We start from the raw sequence: 17,078 nt of genomic DNA on the forward strand, positions 1-17,078 counted from the left end.
TGCAACAGATACCGACACGGCAGGGCCCCGGACCGCCGCAGACAAGGCCTCACCAAGCAGGAATCCCCAGGGGGCGAAACCGGATAATCACTGTGAATCGACCACTGCGGATTGGCGATTAACCGCTGGCTGCTTTTGCCAAGACGGGGCGGCCGGCTGAATCCTCTCAGCAAAACCACCGCGTCTAAGTCAGGAACGCGCAGACACAGACAACTGATTGATCAGGTCTTGAGGGATGTGGTCGACCACGCAGGCGGCCATGCGCCGGTAACCTTCAACCCCCGGATGGAAGTGATCGATGCCCCAGAAGTCGGGTCGGTCGGTGCCAACGTCGTCGCGGGTGGCATCCACGAAGGGCACCGAGGCCTCTTGACAGACCTGACGGCTGGTCTGCGTCTGGCGGGCTATCCGACGCTCCACCTCAGCCCTGAGCGCCCGGCCCAGGGCAGGATCCCGATAGAGCTGACCGGAGCTGAGGACCAGCACCCGACGGCCCTTGCCCTTGGCCAGCTCGATGCTGGCAGCCAGGTCATCCCGCCACTGCTCATCGGTGCGATTGGCCATGATGTCGTTGGATCCTGCACACAGGACCAGCAGATCGGGATGGTCCTGCAGGGCGGGCAGGAACCGGTAGCGCACCCTGCGGATGGTGGCCCCCAGCCGACCCTGGGTCGACCAGGATACCGGACGCCCCAGCCGGGTGGCCAGGCAGGCGGCTATGTCAGGAACGAAGCCCTGGCTCTGGTCCTTCACCCCGCAGCCGACCGCCATGGAGTCGCCCACCACCAGCATGGTCAGCGGCTCCAGGTCGCGGCCTTGGTCCGGAGGCGAGCACAGCCCCTGGCGGGAACCGGGGGGCTCCTTGGCCAGAGTGATGTGCTGTTTGGCCCACCAAGCCTGGACCAGTGCCACCGGATTCATGATCGCCGCCGCCTTTCGCTGTTTGCCGTTCACCTTGAGGGATTGCCGTTGGGCATTCTAGCGCGGCCATCGGCCTAGCAGAGATCAGAAGACTCACCTGGGCGGACGGTAGGCAGGCCCATCAGACTGCGAGTCAGCGAAGGTCTGCAGCTCCTTCAGCGCATGTGCAGCCTGGTCCATCTGCTCCTTGACCCTCTCCGGTGCAGTGCCTCCCTGGCCCCGGCGAGCGCGCACGGCTCCCCCGGCGGTCAGGACCGAGCGAACCTCTGGAGCCCGATCTGCGGGCACCCAGTCAGCGAAGACCTTGACGAAATCGCCATCATCCAGGTCGGCCAACTCACAACCACGACCCTCGGCCAGCTTGACGCAGGCCCCGGAGAGCTCATGGGCATGCCGGAAGGGCACTCCCTGCCTGACCAGCCACTCAGCCAGGTCGGTGGCCAACGCAAAGCCTGTGGGGGCCTGCTCCTCCAGGCGATCCTTGTTAAAGGTCAGGGTGGCGACCATGCCGGCAAAGGCGGGAAGCAGGACTTCCAGGGTGTCCACCTGGTCGAAGACCGCCTCCTTATCCTCCTGCAGATCGCGTGCATAGGCTGTCGGCAGCCCCTTGAGAGTGGTCAGCAGGCCTGCCAGATCCCCGACCAGTCGACCGGCCTTGCCTCGGGCCAGCTCGGCAACATCCGGATTCTTCTTCTGGGGCATGATGGAGGACCCGGTCGAGTAACCGTCATCCAAGCGGACAAAAGCGAACTCCTGGGTGTTCCAGATGATGATCTCCTCGGCCAGCCTGGACAGATCCACGCCGATCATGGCGGCGACGAAGGCGAACTCAGCCACCACATCCCTGGCGGCGGTCCCGTCGATGGAGTTGGCGCAGACCCGGCTAAAGCCCAGATCCCGGGCCACCGGCAGGGGGTCCAGACCCAGGGTGGTGCCGGCGAGCGCGCCAGATCCATATGGGCTGGCATCGGCACGCTTATCCCAGTCCCTCAGGCGTTCCAGGTCACGGACAAGAGGCCAGACATGGGCCATGAGTTGGTGGGCCAGCAGGACGGGTTGGGCATGCTGCATGTGGGTGCGGCCGGGCATGACCGTGGTTCCCGCAGCCCGAGCCTGATCCATCAGAGCCTGGGCCGCGCTCAGCAGGTCCTTGGCCAGCACCCGGGCGTGGCGACGCAGCCAGATCCGAATGAGGGTGGCGATCTGATCGTTGCGCGAGCGCCCGGCCCGCAGCTTGCCGCCCAGCTGGTCCCCCGCTATGTCAATGAGGCCGCGCTCCAGGGCCGTGGCCTCATCCTCGTCGCCAGGCTCAGGGGCGAAGGCGCCGGAGTCCACCTGGTCCTGGAGTTCATCCAGAGCCTGCTCCATACGTGCCAGCTCGTCATCATCCAGCAGTCCAGCACGGTTGAGGGCCCGTGCGTGGGCTCGAGAACCAGCCAGGTCGTCGTCGGCCAGCCGCCAGTCGAACTGGGTGGATCGGCTAAGCTCGACCAGGGCCGGCGAGGGCCCACTGCTGAATCGCCCGCCCCAGAGGGCCATGGGCTTGTCGCCGCTGCTCACCGCTCTTGTCCGTCCTGGTCTTGCCCGTCCTGTGCAATGCCGTTGCCGAAGCGCATATCACGGGCGGCGGCCACCTTGTCGGCCAGGCCGTAGATGGCGATGAACCCGTTGGAGGCGTTCTGGTCGAAGCTATCGCCGGACTCATAGGTGGCCAGGCTGTAGTCGTAGAGGGAGCTGTCGGAGTGCCGGCCGGTGACCACGGCCCGTCCTCCGTGCATGACCATGCGGATGCGACCGGAGACATAGCGTTGGGTCTCTTCGATGAAGGCGTTCAGTGAACGGACGGCAGGCGAGTACCACTGGGCGTCGTAGACCAGCTCGCCCCAGCGCTTGTCGATGTCGCGCTTGATCCGGTGCTGTTCGCGCTCCAGGCAGCAGTTCTCCAACTCCTGGTGGGCGGTGATCAGGGCCACGGCCCCCGGAGCCTCGTAGAGCTCGCGGGACTTGATGCCCACCAGCCTGTCCTCAATCAGATCCACACGTCCGATCCCCTGGGCTCCGGCGCGGCGGTTCATCTCCTCGATGGCCTCCAGAGGGGTGACGGCCCTGCCGTCGATGCGCACGGGAATGCCCTGCTCGAAGTCGATGATCACCTCGTCCTCGACCGGCGGGAAGGCCGGGTCGTCGGTGTAGGAGTAGACATCCTTGGTGGGTCCGTTCCAGGGATCCTCCAGGTAGCCGGTCTCGATGGCCCGTCCCCAGACATTCTGGTCGATGGAATAGGGGCTCTCCTCGGTCTGTTCGATGGGCAGGTGGTGCTCCTTGGCGTAGGCGATCTCCACATCGCGCATCAATCCCAGGTCGCGGATGGGGCTGATGGCCTTCAACGAGGGGTCGATGGACATGATGGAGACCTCGAAACGGACCTGGTCGTTGCCCTTGCCGGTGCAGCCGTGGGCTATGGTATCGGCACCGTACTGGTGGGCCGCCTGGACCAGATGCTTGGTGATCAGCGGCCTGGAGATGGCCGAGACCAGCGGGTAGACGCCCTCGTACATGGCATTGGCCTTGAGCGCCAGCATGCAATAATCCCTGGCGAATTCATCCCGGGCATCCACCACGACGGACTCGACGGCCCCGCAGTCCAGGGCCCGCTGGCGGATGGTCTGCAGACGCTCGCCGCCCTGGCCCACATCCAGGGAGACGGCCACCACATCCTTGCCGGTGCGCTCCTTGAGGTAGGGAATGGACACCGAGGTGTCCAGGCCGCCCGAGTAGGCCAGCACGATGCGATTGTTTTCGGTCATGGCGATCCTCTTTCCTTCTAATTTCACACTTGCAGATATTCAGTTCGCGCTTTCACCGATCATCGGGCCCGGGAGTCCTCCTGGCCGGAGACGATGGTCATGAGCCAGTTGGCCCGGGATGATGCCACTTCATCGTCGGCTGCGATGATCAGAATCGTGTCGTCCCCGGCTATGGTGCCCAGGATGCCCTTGATCGGCTGACGGTCCAGGGCGGAAGCCGCATACTGGGCGGCGCCGGCCGGGGTTCTTACCACCAACAGGTTGCGGGCCCGGGCCACCGAGGTGATCAGCCCGGTCAGGATCTTGGCCAGGTAGGCGTCGGTCTTGTTCTCCCCCTCGACCTCAGGCCCTTCGGCGGCAGCGGCCTCCATGGCCTGCTGATCGGTGGTGGCGGGAATCCAGTAGGCCATGCTCCCGTCTGCATACCGCAGCTTGGTGGCATGCAGGTCGTCCAGGTCCCGGCTCAGGGTGGCCTGGGTCACCTCGATGCCCTGCTCAGCCAGGAGGGAGGACAGCTGCTGCTGGGAGTTGACCCGATGTCGGTTCAGGGCCTGGCGGATGGCATCCAGCCGGGCCACCTTGGTCGTCGGACGCATCAGCACACCCCCTGCAGGAGGGATTCGTCACCCCGGGAGCGGGCCACCAACCAGGTCATCAGTGCCTTCTGGGCGTGCAACCGGTTTTCAGCCTCGTCCCAGACCACGGACTGGGGGCCGTCGATGACCTCGGCCGTCACCTCCCGGCCCCTGTAGGCGGGCAGGCAGTGCTGGAAGAGGGCATCCGGGCGGGCATGGGCCATAAGTCGGGCGTTGACCTGATAGGGCAGGAAGGGATGGGAGCGAACGGCGTACTGGTCCTCCTCGCCCATGGAGACCCAGGTGTCGGTGAAGACGCAGTCGGCGTCCTCGACGGCCTGGACCGGATCCGTGGTGACCAGAATGGAACCTCCGTTTTCAGCGGCCAGGGTCCGCGCCTGTTCCACCAGGCTCGGATCTGGCAGGAAGCCGTGGGGGCCGGCAATCCGCACGTTCATGCCGGCCACCGCCCCGCCCAGCAGATAGGAGTTGGCCATGTTGTTGGCTGCGTCGCCCAAATACGCGATGGTCATGCCGGCCAGGGCGTCGACCCCGCCCCGGTGCTGGGCCAGGGTCAGGAAGTCGGCCAGGACCTGGCAGGGGTGGAAGGAGTCGGTCAGCGCATTGATGACGGGCACGGTGGCATGGGCGGCCATGGTCTCCACCCGATCCTGGCCGAAGGTGCGCCAGACTATGGCGGATGTCATCCGCGTCAGCACGTTGGCGGTGTCCGCCACGGGCTCGCCACGGCCCAGCTGCGAGCCTGGGCTGTCGATGACCATGGGGTAGCCGCCCAGCTGGGCCACGCCTACGCAGAAGCTGGTTCTGGTGCGCGTGCTGGGTTTGTCGAAGATGATCGCCACGGCTTGAGGACCCAGGAAAGGCCTGGACAAATAGGGATTGGCCCTGAAGGCCATGCCCAGCCGAAGCACCTCCAGCTGCTCCTCGTGGTCGAGGTCGTCGTCACGAAGCATGTGCCGCAAACCGCTGTTCATCTCTGCCTCCCTTACGGTGTCGTCACGATTGTCTCTGAATGCTGTAAATCACCGATCACCCTGCGGCGAATCCACGTCCCCGAGACGGGTCGGGACCTTGGAAAGAATGTCAACGGCCAGGTCGATCTGATCGGCCTGGATGATCAGCGGCGGCGCCAGACGCAGGGCATCAGGGGCCACGGGATTGACTATCAGCCCGTGGTCCAGGCACCAGGCGGCCACCTTGCTGGCACAGGGGGACCTCAGCTGGATGGCATCCAGCAGACCCCTGCCTCTGACCGAAGTGAAGAGGGGGTTGCCGCAGGCGGCTATGCCATCGCGCAGCCTCTTCCCCATCCGCTCTGCCCGTTCCAGCAGACCCTCCCGCTGGATGGTCTCCAGGGTGGTCAGCGCCAGGGCCGATCCCAGGGGGTTGCCACCGAAGGTGGAACCGTGCGTGCCAGGGGTCAGCAGACCGGAAGGCCCGGAGCCGAAGGTGATCATCCCGCCCATGGGGAAGCCGCCGGCCACCCCCTTGGCGAAGGTGAGCACATCAGGGCAGGCACCGCCGGACAGGCTTTGATCCTGGAAGGCGAACCAGTGGCCGGTTCTGCCCATGCCGGTCTGCACCTCGTCAAGAATCATCAATGCACCATGCCGACTGCAGAGCTCACGCACTTTTTCCACATAGTCGGGCTCCAGCGGCAGCACGCCAGCCTCACCCTGGATGAGCTCCAGTATGACAGCGACCACCGGCTGGTCGGAAGCCTCTTCGCCAGTGAAAGCCTGTTCCAAGGCTGTGGAGTCGCCGGCCGGCAGGAAGCCCATCCCTGGTACCAGAGGCTGGAAGGGCTCACGGATGGCTGGCTTCCAAGTCAGGCTGAGCGAGCCCATGCTACGACCGTGAAAACTGTGCGTCAGGGCCAGGATCCGGCCGGGATGCCCGCCCATGCGAGTGCCATGTAGCCGGGCCAGCTTGATGGCCGCCTCATTGGCCTCGGTTCCGGAGTTGCAGAAGAAGACGCGTGAACCATCCGGGGCCTGGGCCAGCTCCAGCAGCCGCTCTGCCAGTTCAATCTGAGGCCGGGAGGCGAAGAAGTTGCTGATGTGGGCCATTTTGCCGGCCTGCTGGGCCAGGGCCCTGTTCCAGGCCGGATGGGCATAGCCCAGGGCGTTGACCGCGATCCCTGCCAACATGTCCAGATAACGATTGCCGTCGATGTCCCATATCCATGCGCCTTGGCCGTGGTCCATGACCCTGCCCGGCCTTCCGAAGACCTGCATGTGGACATGGTCATAGCGATCGGCCCATTGGCGACTCCGGGGACCCTCAACCGTTTCGGCTGGCTCCGCGACGTTGGCGCAATCTTGATCAGCCTTGTTCATGGCTCCTCCTCATGACCATTTCATGACCCGGCACAACCACGGTGCCGATCCCGTTTTGGGTGAAGATTTCGGTGAGCATGGAGTGCGGCTGCCGCCCGTCAATGATGTGGGCCTGACTGACCCCGGCACGCACAGCCTGCAGGCAGGCCTCCATCTTGGGACGCATCCCCGCCTTCATGTCTCCAAGCAGACCATCCAAACGATCCACTCCAATGCTGGAAATCAGGGAATCGGTCTGAGGCCAGTTGGCATAGAGTCCCTCCACATCGGTGAGAATGACCAGCTTTCTGGCGCCCAAGGCCGCAGCCAGGGCAGAGGCGGCGGCGTCGGCATTCACGTTGAGCACCTGGGTGGCGTCCTGCTCGTCCGGAGCCACCGAAGAAACCACAGGAATCCGCCCGGCATCAATCAGATCCTCCACGGCCGAAGCATCCACAGCCACGACTTCGCCCACCAGGCCCAAGTCCACCGGGTGACCGTCCACCATAGCGGTACGACGGGCAGCGCTGAACAGACCGGCATCTTCTCCAGACAGACCGACGGCCATGGGACCATGGGCATTGATGGCACCGACCAAATCCCTGCCCACCTGACCGGTCAGGACCATGCGGACCACCTTCATGATTTCCGGCGTGGTCACCCGAAGACCACCGCGGAACACCGAGGGGATGCCCAGGGCCTGAAGCATGGCAGAGATCTGGGGGCCTCCCCCATGGACAACCACCGGGTGCATGCCGACCTGCCGCAGGAAGACCATGTCCTGGGCAAAGCACCGGCGCAGGTGGTCATCAACCATGGCATGGCCGCCGTACTTGACCACGATCCGCTGACCTGCAAACTCCTCCAGCCAGGGTAGGGCCTCAATCAGCACCTGGGCCTTGCTGACATCGTCCAGGGCCCGTTCGGCTTCTGCCTCCTGCTCGCCATCTGCCATCCTTTTCCCTTTCCTCATTGCCGCTTCTGCCTCCGGTGCCTCACGCTCGTGCGCATGTGCCGGATCAGGTGTGGTAGTCGGCGTTGATGGTCACATATTCGTGGGTCAGATCGTCAGTCCAAACCGTGGCCTGGCTGTCGCCATGGCCAAGATCGATATCGATATGGACCTCGGGCACGTGCATGTCGACCAGGGAGGGATCCTGTCCGGGGCGGCCCCCTTGGCAGACTTTGACTCCATTGAAGCTGACATCCACATGGTCCGGATCATAGGCCGCCGTCGAAACCGGCACGGTGCCCAGGGAGGCTACTACGCGACCCCAGTTGGGATCCTCTCCAGCCACGGCGCACTTGAGCAGGGTGGAGCCGGAGACAGCGCGGGCACAAGCCAGGGCCGCGTCCTCGTTCCCGGCGCCGTCCACCTGGATGCGGATACGGTGGCGGCTGCCCTCGCCGTCGGCCACAATGCGGCGGGATAGCTCACCGCAGGCCTGGCTGAGCAACTCCTGGAACTCAACAGGGTCAGGCCGAACGCCGGAAGCGCCCGAAGCCATGAGCAGGACCGTGTCATTGGTGGACATGCAACCGTCCACATCAATCCGGTTGAAGCTGAGCCGGCAGGCTTCAGACAGAGCGCGGCGGGCCTGGTCAGGCTCCACAATGGCATCAGTTGTGATCAGACAGATCATGGTGGCCAGCTGCGGGGCGATCATCCCCGAGCCCTTGACCATGCCGCCCAGCCGCCAGCCGGAGCCGTCCAGGGCCACGGTCTTGGTGCAGGTGTCGGTGGTCAATATGGCCTTGGCTGCCGCCTCGCCGGCCTCCTGGCTGGTCGACAGCTCCTGGGCCGCCTGGTCGATGCCGGCCAGTATGGGGTCCAGATGCAGCAGGTGGCCGATGATCCCGGTGGAACAGACGGCAACCTGTTCGGCTGGCAGGCCCAGATTTCTGCCTGTCCGCTCGGCCATGGCCTTGGCCTGGTCCAGACCCTCGGAACCCGTGCAGGCGTTGGCATTGCCCGAGTTGATGACCACGGCCCCTGCCCGGCCCTCTTCCAGAATCCTACTGGTCCAGATGACCGGAGCGGCCCGGAAGCGGTTGGGAGTGAAGACGCCCACAGCAGTGTCCATGGGCCCCTTATTGACAACCAGGGCCAGGTTGCGGCGACGTGAGCCTCCCGGGCGGTGGGCGATGGCGGTGCCTGTCTGGAAGCCCGCGGCGTAGGTGATGCTCATGGTGCCACTCCTATGGTTGTCAGACCGGTTTCCTCGGGCAGACCCAGGGCCAGGTTGACGGCCTGAAGGGCCTGGCCGGCGGTGCCCCGGGTCAGGTTGTCGATGGCTGCGAAAGCATAGAGACGGTCGGCGCGTTCGTCTGCAAGGACCTGAACCTGCGCCAGGTTCGAACCGTACACGTCGGCCGTGGAGGGGAGTCTGCCTTGGGGCAGCAGATCAACGAATGGCTCCTTGGCATAGATCTTTTCCCAGACGGCACGAATGCCCTCCGCCCCCAATGCACGTCCACGCGCGTTCAGCCTGGCCGAAACCACGGCCAGGATCCCTCGCGACATGGGAACCAGGATGGGGGTCAGCCCCAGGCGAATCGGTTGATGATCTCCCCCGGGGTCGGGATTGGCAGCCTCTGCCTTGCGCAGGTTCTGCAGGATTTCGGGGATGTGCCTGTGGGTGCCGCCGACCGAATAGGGATGGGCTGAGTTGATGGCCTCGGCCGCGAGCAGATCCATCCTGCTGCTGGAGCGACCGGCACCCGAGTAAGCCACGGCAAGGTCGGCCACCAGGTCATCGGCCTGCACCAAACCGGCAGCCAGGGCCGGCTGGAAAGCCAGGGTGACTGCGGTTACGTTGCAACCCGGACCTGCTATCCGGCGGGCATGCTTGAGCAGTTCACGCTGACGGACGCCCTTTGCCGTCAATAGCTCCGGCATCCCGTAGGTCCAGGGGGAGAAAAAGTGGCCGCCGTAGTAGTCCTGCCAATCGACCGGATCCTCCAACCGATGGTCGGCACCCAGATCGACCAGCAAGGATTGCGGATCCAGCTGCTCTGCCAGGGGACCGGAGGCACCATGGGGCAGGGCCAGCACCACCAGATCATGGCCGGCCAGGACCTTCGGATCCGTGGGCTGAATCTGTAGCGAGGCCAACGAATTGGGAAGATTGGACGAGAACTCCCCCAGCTGTCGACCCGCTGAACCGCGACCAGTGACCGTGCATACCCGGAAGGCGGGGTGAGCGGCCATGAGTCGGATCATTTCAGAACCGGCATACCCTGAGGCTCCCACCACGGCCACTGTATATTGGTGCATGAACGCTCCTTTCACCGGGCACCATCATAAATAGTCATGCGACAAAATGCATAATTATGCAATCTGGCGTGTCGTTATGCTTCCGTTTTTGCAAAAGGGTCATAACCGGACTCCCGGTTGCGGATGTATCCCATCCGGGTACTGGCCTGGTCCGCAACCTCGGGCCCGCATGCGTTTTCAACATAGTCCAAGGTCATATCGATGCCAACCGAAATGCCCGAAGAGGTCTGGGGCTTTCCATCGACCACCCAACGGGCCCCTTCAACCCAATCCACCCGCTCAGCCGTACTGACCACCCAGTCAAAGGCCGGATCGTTGGGGGTGGCCCGCCGACCATCCAGAACACCGGCAGCAGCCAGCAGAGCCGAGCCCGTGCGGACCGTCAGCACCTGTGAAGACTGCGCAACCAGGCTCCGCAACTTGTCCAGCCAGCGATCATCGTCAACCAGGTCGCGCGCGCCGGGCCCTCCAGGCATCAGCAGAACCCCCTTGGGATCGATCTTTTCCGGTCCCAGGGCCTCGACCCTGACGCCGCCCTCGCCGACTTTCACACCGGGAGCGTCCAGGGAGAATATCCGCACGCCGGCACCATCTGTGTTGATGAAAACCTCAAAGGGCCCGGAGACATCCAGGGGTTCGAATCCATCGAATACGACAATATTGGCATCCGGCACCATTCGAATGAACCTCTCCCCACTGGCAGACCCGCCCCTCATCAGTCTCAAGGCTGACATCAGTCACACAGGCATGAATTACTCGTTGACGCCAATGCTCACTTTCAGAAAGTGGCATCACCGCTTCAATCGATGGTACCGCCAGGCCTATAACTGCCAGGTCCTTCCTGGCACTCTTTCACAGCCTCTTACCCACAGCCCACGTTGACACTGGCGACACCCGTATCGTGGGAGTTCAGGCGCTGACGCCACCTGAGCCAGAGCCGCCACCACCCGTTGAGGGCGACGGCACCATCTGCTGGTAGAAGTCATTCAGGGAAATGCCGTTGGCCAGCAGCCAGATCCAGGCCAGGGTGAAGAGCAGATTGATGATCAGGGCAGCCATGGCCAGCCCATAGCCCTTCATATGCAGGCGACGTGTCCGATACATGGAAATGCCGCCGAGCAGAGCTGGAATCACGGGCATGGGCAGGAAAAGGGCCATGAAGAAAGCGATGATGGCGCAGGGATCCCAGTGGCCGTAGACCGGATTTTGCGAGGGATCGTTCAAATTGGGCATGCCCTGGGGAGGCCATCCGGGCGCGCCGGGACGGGTCTGAGGATTCCCGGGATTCCCGCCACGTCCGGGGCCCGGCTGCCCCGCCATGGGCATGGGCCTGTTGGCGGGGTTGCGCTGGGAGGAATCCGATTCCTTGGCCTTGGGTTCGGGGTCCGGTCGACCGTATATGTAGGGATTCCATCCTGGATAACGATCGGCGCGCGCGCCGTACAAGGGCTGGTCGCTCCCATCATGATCCTGGCGGTCAGGTCCACCGGCTGTGCCCTGTTCTTGAGAATCCGTCATGTCCCTCGGTCCCCTTGATGCCCGGTCAGGCGCGCAATACTGCGCCCAGACCCGCAGTCTTGTCAACGATGGCCTGACGCAGGGATTCGCTGTCCTCGGACGTCAATGTACGGTCCGGGGCGCGGAAAGTGACTGCGAAGGCCAGCGATTTTGCATGCTCACCGATCTGATCGCCCGTGAAAACGTCGAACAGCTCGATGGATTCAAGACTAGACCCAGCCGCTTCTCTGATGGCGGAAGTCAGCTCGGCGGCCGAGACCGTGTCCAGCACGGTGAAGGCCAGATCCTGGCGGACCGGCGGGAAGGTCGAGACCGGCTTGGCCTGCAGGGGCGTGTAGTCCAGGTGGTCCAGCACCGTGTCCAGACTCAGCTCGAAGGCGGCCGAATGGGCAGGAAGGCCCAGAGCCTGATCAACCCGGGGATGCAGCTCGCCCACCATACCGGCAAGCATGCCATCATCGAGGACCAGTCTGGCGGTACGGCCCGGATGCCACTGATCGGGCACCTGCTCGGCCGGGGACTGCTCCAGCCGATAGTCGGCGCCCAGCCTATCCAGAACCCGACGAGCCGATTCGACTGCATCGGTCCAGTCCACATCCCTGCTGTCCTTGAGCCAGCCGTCCTCCTGGGCGCGGCCGGTCAACAGGGCCGCCACATGCAACCGCTGCTCCGGCAGACCCTGGTCCAGTCGGGCCAGATCCTCGTCGCTGGGCCGCACGCCGCCAGGAAGGGTGGGCACAGCAGGAGCCTGAGGGTCGCGACGGAAGACATAGCCGATCTCGAAGAGACGCACATCCGTGTTGCCGCGGCGCAGGTTGCGCTCCACGGTATTGGCCAGTGGCAGCAGCAGGCTCTGCCGCAGGTAGGGCCGGTCAGCGGCCATGGGATTGGCCAGCTCCACGCTGTTGACATGGACCTCGTCAGGATCCATGCCAAAGGCCTTGAAATCATTATCGCCGACGAACGGGTAGTCCAGGACCTCGGTCAGCCCATACTCGGCCAGGGTGTCAGCCACCCAACGGCGACGCTGCTGGCGATCGGTCAGACCAACCGCACCGGACACCTTGGGCGATGGCACGGTGACGGGGATGCGGTCATAGCCCACCAGGCGGGCCACCTCCTCGACCAGGTCGCAACCCTCGCCCAGGTCGGGCCTCCAGGTTGGCGGGGTCACCGACAGCCGGTCCTGAGGATCACCCTGGACCGTGCAGCCGATGTCACGCAGAATGGCCACGATGCGCTGGGGCTCCACCTCCAGTCCGGTCAGACGTGCCACCTCGCTGACCGCGAAGTCGATGACCGGCATGGGCTTGGTCTGGTCCATATCCAGCGGGGCATCCAGGTCCTGGCCACCGGCAAGGCGATGCAACAGGTCGGCGGCCATAGCCGCGGCGGCCGGCTGCATCTGCGGATCGACCCCGCGTTCAAAGCGCTTGGAGGCCTCCGAGGGCAGCTTGTGGCGACGGGCGGTCCGGGCGATGGTCACCTGGTCGAAGTGGGCGGACTCGATCAGGATGTTCTTCGTCTGATCGGTCACCTCCCCATACAGACCGCCCATGACCCCGGCCAGACCCAGGATGCGGGAGCCCTCTTGTCCCTCGGGTGAGTCGGTGATGAGCAGATCTTCGGTACTGAGCTGGCGATCCTTTCCATCCAGAGTTGTCAGGTGCTCGCCCTGCCTGGCCCTGCGGACGACGATGGGGCCGCTGAGCTTGTCCAGATCGTAGGCGTGCAGGGGCTGGCCCAGATCCAGCATGACGTAGTTGGTTATGTCCACCGGCAGGCTGATGGAGCGCATGCCGGCCCGCACCAGCCGACGACGCATCCAGCTGGGAGTGGCGGCTTTGGGGTCGCACCCGGTCAGGGCCCGCAGATAGTAGCGGTCACAGCCGACCTGACCATGAATGGGGTTGTCGTCCTCAACATGCACGGCCAGCGGAGCCTGATCCTCCTGAGTTGCGGAGGCAGGCACGGTCTTGTTCAGCTCGATCACCGGATCCGTGTACTCGGCGCCCGTGGAGTGGTGGTATTCCCGGGCAACCCCCCGGTAGGAGAAGGCGTAGCCACGGTCCGGGGTGATGTTGATTTCAAGCACGGGCCTGTTCATATGCAACAGGCTCATGGCATCGTCCCCGGGCTTGAGCTGATCGTACTGCTCGGGGGTGAACCCGTAATCGCGCAACAGGATGATGCCCTGATGGTCCGAACCCAGCCCCAACTCACGCTCGGAGGCGCACATGCCGTCCGAGATGTGGCCATAGGTCTTGCGCGGTTCGATACGGAAGTCCCCGGGCAGAACGGCCCCCGGCAGGGTCACCACCACTTTCTCGCCCGCAGCCATGTTCGGGGCCCCGCAGACGATGCCCCTGGGCACCTTGCGGCCCTGGTCGTCCACAGCGTTGTACTGCTCGCCCACATCCACATGGCACCAGTTGATGGTCTTGCCGTTCTTCTGAGGCTCAGGCTCGGCATCCACCACATAGCCGACCACGATGGGACCGGTCACTGTGGACTGATGGATGTCCTCCTCCTCCAGGCCGACCCGGACCAGGTCCTTGGCCAGCTGTTCATAGGTCAGATCCTCGGGAACCTGCACATGCTCCTTGAGCCAGTCGATATCTACCATTGGCATCTGACGGTCACTCCCCCATCTCGAACTGCTGGCTGAACCGCACGTCACCCTCGACCAGGTCGTGCATGTCGTTGATATCGTGACGCAGGAGCAGGGTACGCTCCATGCCCACGCCGAAGGCGAACCCTGAGTATCGCTGCGGGTCCACGCCGGCCGACCTCAGAACGTTGGGGTTGACCATGCCGCAGCCTCCCCATTCGATCCATCCGGGACCGCCCTTCTTGTCGGGGAACCACAGGTCCATCTCGGCGCTGGGCTCGGTGAAGGGGAAGTATGAGGGACGCAGTCTGGTCCGGGCCTCGGGGCCGAACATGGCCACGGCGAGCTTGTCCAGGGTGCCCTTGAGGTCGGCCATGGTCAGGTGCTCATCGACCGCGATGGCCTCGCACTGGTGGAAGACCGGGGTATGGGTGGCATCCAGCTCGTCGGTGCGGAAGACCCTGCCCGTGCAGGCCACGTAGAGCGGCACACCACGGGTTATCAGGGAACGGGCCTGGTCGGGCGAGGTATGGGTACGCATGACCATGTTGGACCCGACGAAACCGGCGGCGTCCCTGGCCTGGCTGCCCTTGACGTAGAAGGTGTCCTGCATCTGGCGGGCAGGATGGTCAGGGCCGAAGTTGAGGGCATCGAAGTTGTACCACTCGGCTTCCAGCTCGGGGCCCTGGGCGATGCTCCAACCCATGGAGACGAAGAAGTCCTCCACGTCCTCCATGAGCTTGGACAGCGGGTGCCGGGCGCCCTGGGGACGGCGGTTGACCGGCAGGGTCATGTCCACCTGCTCGGCAGCCAGGCGGCGGGACTCCTCCTCCTGGCGCAGCTGCCGCTCCTTGAGCCCGTAGGCACGGCCGAAATCAGCCTTGAGCTTGCCAGCCAGGCGGCCGGCGGTCTTCTTCTGATCCGCTGGCAGCCTTCCGATGATCCGTCCGGATCCGGCCAGGGCTGAACCTGTCCCCGCATATTTGGCCTTGATCGCCTTGAGCTCTTCCAGATCGGAGGCTTCGCGAATCCTGCCGATGCCCTCGTTGACCTCGTCGGTCATCGCCGCGGGGTCGAATTCTTCCTGTGCCACCATGGACCTTTCCACTGTTGCCAATGCCGTGTCCGGGCCGCAAATCAGCGGAAATCCCGGTCGTTGACGCCTTCACATTCTTTCAATACGACTCGACATGGCCATGGCGTAGAGCAGCACCGCCGCCGAGGTGGCCAGGTTGAGGGATTCAGCACGCCCGTATATGGGTATCCGAACGATCTGATCCATGGCCTGCAGCAGGTCATCAGGAAGTCCACGAGCCTCATTGCCGAAGAGCAGGGCCATGGGCTGACCCGCCGAGTCTGGCTTGGTCAGGGCACCGCCCGCCATCAATTCAGTCAGGGAGCGGACGGGTTTGTCCGGCGTGCCATAGACATCTGCCGCCACCATGGCCCGGCCCTGCCGTCTGCACAGGGCCAGGAAGTCCTCGGTGCCCATGGTCATCAGGGGTATATGAAAGGCCGAACCGGCCGTGGAGCGGATGACCTTGGGATTGGTGGGTTCCACGCACTGGTCCACCAGGATGACCGCCCTGCAGCCTGCGGCATCGGCGGTGCGGATGACGGTTCCGGCATTGCCTGGATCACGAATCTGCCAGAAGGCTGCCACCAGGTCGGGTCCCTGCCTCGTCAGGCTCCGGGGATCGTCAGGATCCGTCGCTTGGGCCAGGAATCCGTCCGTGCGCGCTTGGGCCAGAATCCCCTGGGCGTTGCCGCTGATGGCACGCATGACCCGAGCGGAGACAAAGTGCCCGTAGCAGTCGGGTAGCTCCCGAGCCTGCTCCATGATGGCGCCTACGGTCTCGTTGAGCGGCTGCTGATGACCGCCCTGGGCTACAGGAGAGGATTCGTCCGCCTGAATATAAAGGTCGGTCAGCAGGTCGGGACGCCAGCGGACCGCCTCGCGTACGCTCTGCGGCCCCTCTATCAGGAAGCGGCCATGACGCTGCCGGGCCCGCCGATCCTGCAATTCAGCCAGACGGCGAATTCGTTGGGCACGGGGATTGTCAAGAAGGGAATCATCAAAGGGCATGGCACAACTCTAGCCCCGGCAGTCGAGAGCCCGGCAGCCGGGCCTTGATGGGCCCACATCTGTGGGAAAATTCACTGAAAGAAAGGTCTTCACCCCTTGTGCTCGCCGGACAAGGGGCTAGTGTGAAAAGAACCGGTCGGGTCGACCACGTCCGTCGTTGGTATGGCGCAGACCGACCATCACTCATCTGGCTTGGCCAGAATCATTGTGAGGAGACGATATGCCCGTATACACACTTCCCGATCTGCCCTACGACTACTCGGCGCTGGAGCCGTACGTGTCCGGCAAGATCATGGAGCTGCACCATGACAAGCACCATCAGGCTTATGTGAACGGTGCCAACAAGGCTCTGGAGCAGATCCACGACGCGGCCGAGTCCGGCAACGTGGCTCAGTCCAACCTGCTGGAGAAGAACCTGGCCTTCAACCTGGCCGGGCACAAGAACCACTCCATCTTCTGGAAGAACATGGCCCCGGCCATCGGCCAGGAGCCCACTGGCGAGCTCAAGGCCGCCATCGAGGACCAGTTCGGGTCCTTCCAGGGCTTCCAGACCTACTTCGAGTCCATGTGCGCAGGCATCCAGGGCTCCGGCTGGGCCGTCCTTGCCTGGGATACCCTGGGCGAACGCCTGGTCACCCTGCAGATGTACGACCACCAGGGCAACCTGCCCGTCACCATCTTCCCGCTGGTTCTGCTGGACCTCTGGGAGCACGCCTACTACCTGGAGTACCTGAACGACCGGGCCAGCTACGTCAAGGCCTGGTGGCACATCGTCAACTGGGAGGATGCCTCCAAGCGCTTTGACGAGGTGCGCAACATCAACACCACACTGGCCAGGTAAAAGACCAGCGCTTCCAACCACAGGCGGACCCCGGTCCTTTCCCCTCTCTGCGGGAGGCGGAAAGGACCGGGGTCCCTCCATATCCGGAGTCTGCTGCAGAAAT

Annotated in this window: 15 protein-coding genes; 1 reads left to right on the top strand and 14 read right to left on the bottom strand. The window is 64.1% G+C overall.

The window, feature by feature from the left end:
• Positions 1 to 189: 189 nt before the first annotated feature.
• The 14 genes from JF70_RS05070 to JF70_RS05135 all read right to left on the bottom strand — a co-directional run bounded on the left by JF70_RS05070 (position 190) and on the right by JF70_RS05135 (position 16,134).
• A complete protein-coding gene (locus JF70_RS05070) occupies positions 190 to 921 on the bottom strand; it encodes an SGNH/GDSL hydrolase family protein (protein WP_045935510.1) in 732 nt (243 codons plus the stop codon).
• Between the two features lie 93 nt (positions 922 to 1,014).
• The gene (gene argH, locus JF70_RS05075) at positions 1,015 to 2,460 is read right to left on the bottom strand and encodes an argininosuccinate lyase (protein WP_082069490.1); all 1,446 of its coding nucleotides are present in this window, start codon (positions 2,458 to 2,460) and stop codon (positions 1,015 to 1,017) included.
• A gap of 17 nt (positions 2,461 to 2,477) precedes the next feature.
• Complete coding sequence (locus JF70_RS05080) at positions 2,478 to 3,728, bottom strand: argininosuccinate synthase (RefSeq protein ID WP_045935512.1); 1,251 nt, start codon at positions 3,726 to 3,728, stop codon at positions 2,478 to 2,480.
• A 59-nt stretch (positions 3,729 to 3,787) separates the two neighbouring features.
• Complete coding sequence (locus JF70_RS05085) at positions 3,788 to 4,324, bottom strand: arginine repressor (RefSeq protein ID WP_045935513.1); 537 nt, start codon at positions 4,322 to 4,324, stop codon at positions 3,788 to 3,790.
• A complete protein-coding gene (gene argF, locus JF70_RS05090) occupies positions 4,324 to 5,298 on the bottom strand; it encodes an ornithine carbamoyltransferase (protein WP_045935514.1) in 975 nt (324 codons plus the stop codon). The genes JF70_RS05085 and argF overlap by 1 nt, the downstream gene beginning before the upstream one ends.
• A 48-nt stretch (positions 5,299 to 5,346) precedes the next feature.
• Positions 5,347 to 6,663: an acetylornithine transaminase gene (locus JF70_RS05095; RefSeq protein ID WP_045935515.1), complete on the bottom strand. Its 1,317-nt coding sequence runs from the start codon at positions 6,661 to 6,663 to the stop codon at positions 5,347 to 5,349.
• Positions 6,650 to 7,597, bottom strand: coding sequence for an acetylglutamate kinase (gene argB / locus JF70_RS05100; protein ID WP_045935516.1), 948 nt, complete (start codon positions 7,595 to 7,597; stop codon positions 6,650 to 6,652). The genes JF70_RS05095 and argB overlap by 14 nt, the downstream gene beginning before the upstream one ends.
• 64 nt (positions 7,598 to 7,661) lie before the next feature.
• On the bottom strand, positions 7,662 to 8,831 hold the full coding sequence (argJ, locus tag JF70_RS05105) for a bifunctional glutamate N-acetyltransferase/amino-acid acetyltransferase ArgJ (RefSeq protein ID WP_045935517.1): 1,170 nt from the start codon (positions 8,829 to 8,831) through the stop codon (positions 7,662 to 7,664).
• The gene (gene argC, locus JF70_RS05110) at positions 8,828 to 9,919 is read right to left on the bottom strand and encodes an N-acetyl-gamma-glutamyl-phosphate reductase (protein WP_045935518.1); all 1,092 of its coding nucleotides are present in this window, start codon (positions 9,917 to 9,919) and stop codon (positions 8,828 to 8,830) included. Before argC ends, argJ begins: the two co-directional genes overlap by 4 nt.
• A 74-nt stretch (positions 9,920 to 9,993) precedes the next feature.
• Complete coding sequence (locus tag JF70_RS05115; protein ID WP_045935519.1) at positions 9,994 to 10,596, bottom strand: DJ-1/PfpI family protein; 603 nt, start codon at positions 10,594 to 10,596, stop codon at positions 9,994 to 9,996.
• Between the two features lie 232 nt (positions 10,597 to 10,828).
• The gene (locus JF70_RS05120; RefSeq protein WP_052690759.1) at positions 10,829 to 11,437 is read right to left on the bottom strand and encodes a DUF4190 domain-containing protein; all 609 of its coding nucleotides are present in this window, start codon (positions 11,435 to 11,437) and stop codon (positions 10,829 to 10,831) included.
• 25 nt (positions 11,438 to 11,462) lie between these two features.
• The gene (gene pheT / locus JF70_RS05125; protein WP_082069412.1) at positions 11,463 to 14,069 is read right to left on the bottom strand and encodes a phenylalanine--tRNA ligase subunit beta; all 2,607 of its coding nucleotides are present in this window, start codon (positions 14,067 to 14,069) and stop codon (positions 11,463 to 11,465) included.
• Positions 14,070 to 14,076: 7 nt separating this feature from the next.
• Positions 14,077 to 15,144 carry a phenylalanine--tRNA ligase subunit alpha gene (gene pheS / locus JF70_RS05130; protein ID WP_045935521.1) on the bottom strand — a complete coding sequence of 356 codons (1,068 nt, stop codon included), beginning with the start codon at positions 15,142 to 15,144 and terminating at the stop codon, positions 14,077 to 14,079.
• Positions 15,145 to 15,213: 69 nt separating this feature from the next.
• Positions 15,214 to 16,134, bottom strand: coding sequence for a TrmH family RNA methyltransferase (locus tag JF70_RS05135; RefSeq protein ID WP_045935522.1), 921 nt, complete (start codon positions 16,132 to 16,134; stop codon positions 15,214 to 15,216).
• Between the two features lie 220 nt (positions 16,135 to 16,354).
• Here JF70_RS05135 and JF70_RS05140 point away from each other — a divergent pair, with 220 nt between their 5' ends.
• The gene (locus tag JF70_RS05140) at positions 16,355 to 16,975 is read left to right on the top strand and encodes a superoxide dismutase (protein WP_015022073.1); all 621 of its coding nucleotides are present in this window, start codon (positions 16,355 to 16,357) and stop codon (positions 16,973 to 16,975) included.
• Positions 16,976 to 17,078: the final 103 nt, after the last annotated feature.

This window comes from Bifidobacterium mellis (assembly GCF_000967265.1).
Taxonomy (GTDB): Bacteria; Actinomycetota; Actinomycetes; order Actinomycetales; family Bifidobacteriaceae; genus Bombiscardovia; species Bombiscardovia mellis.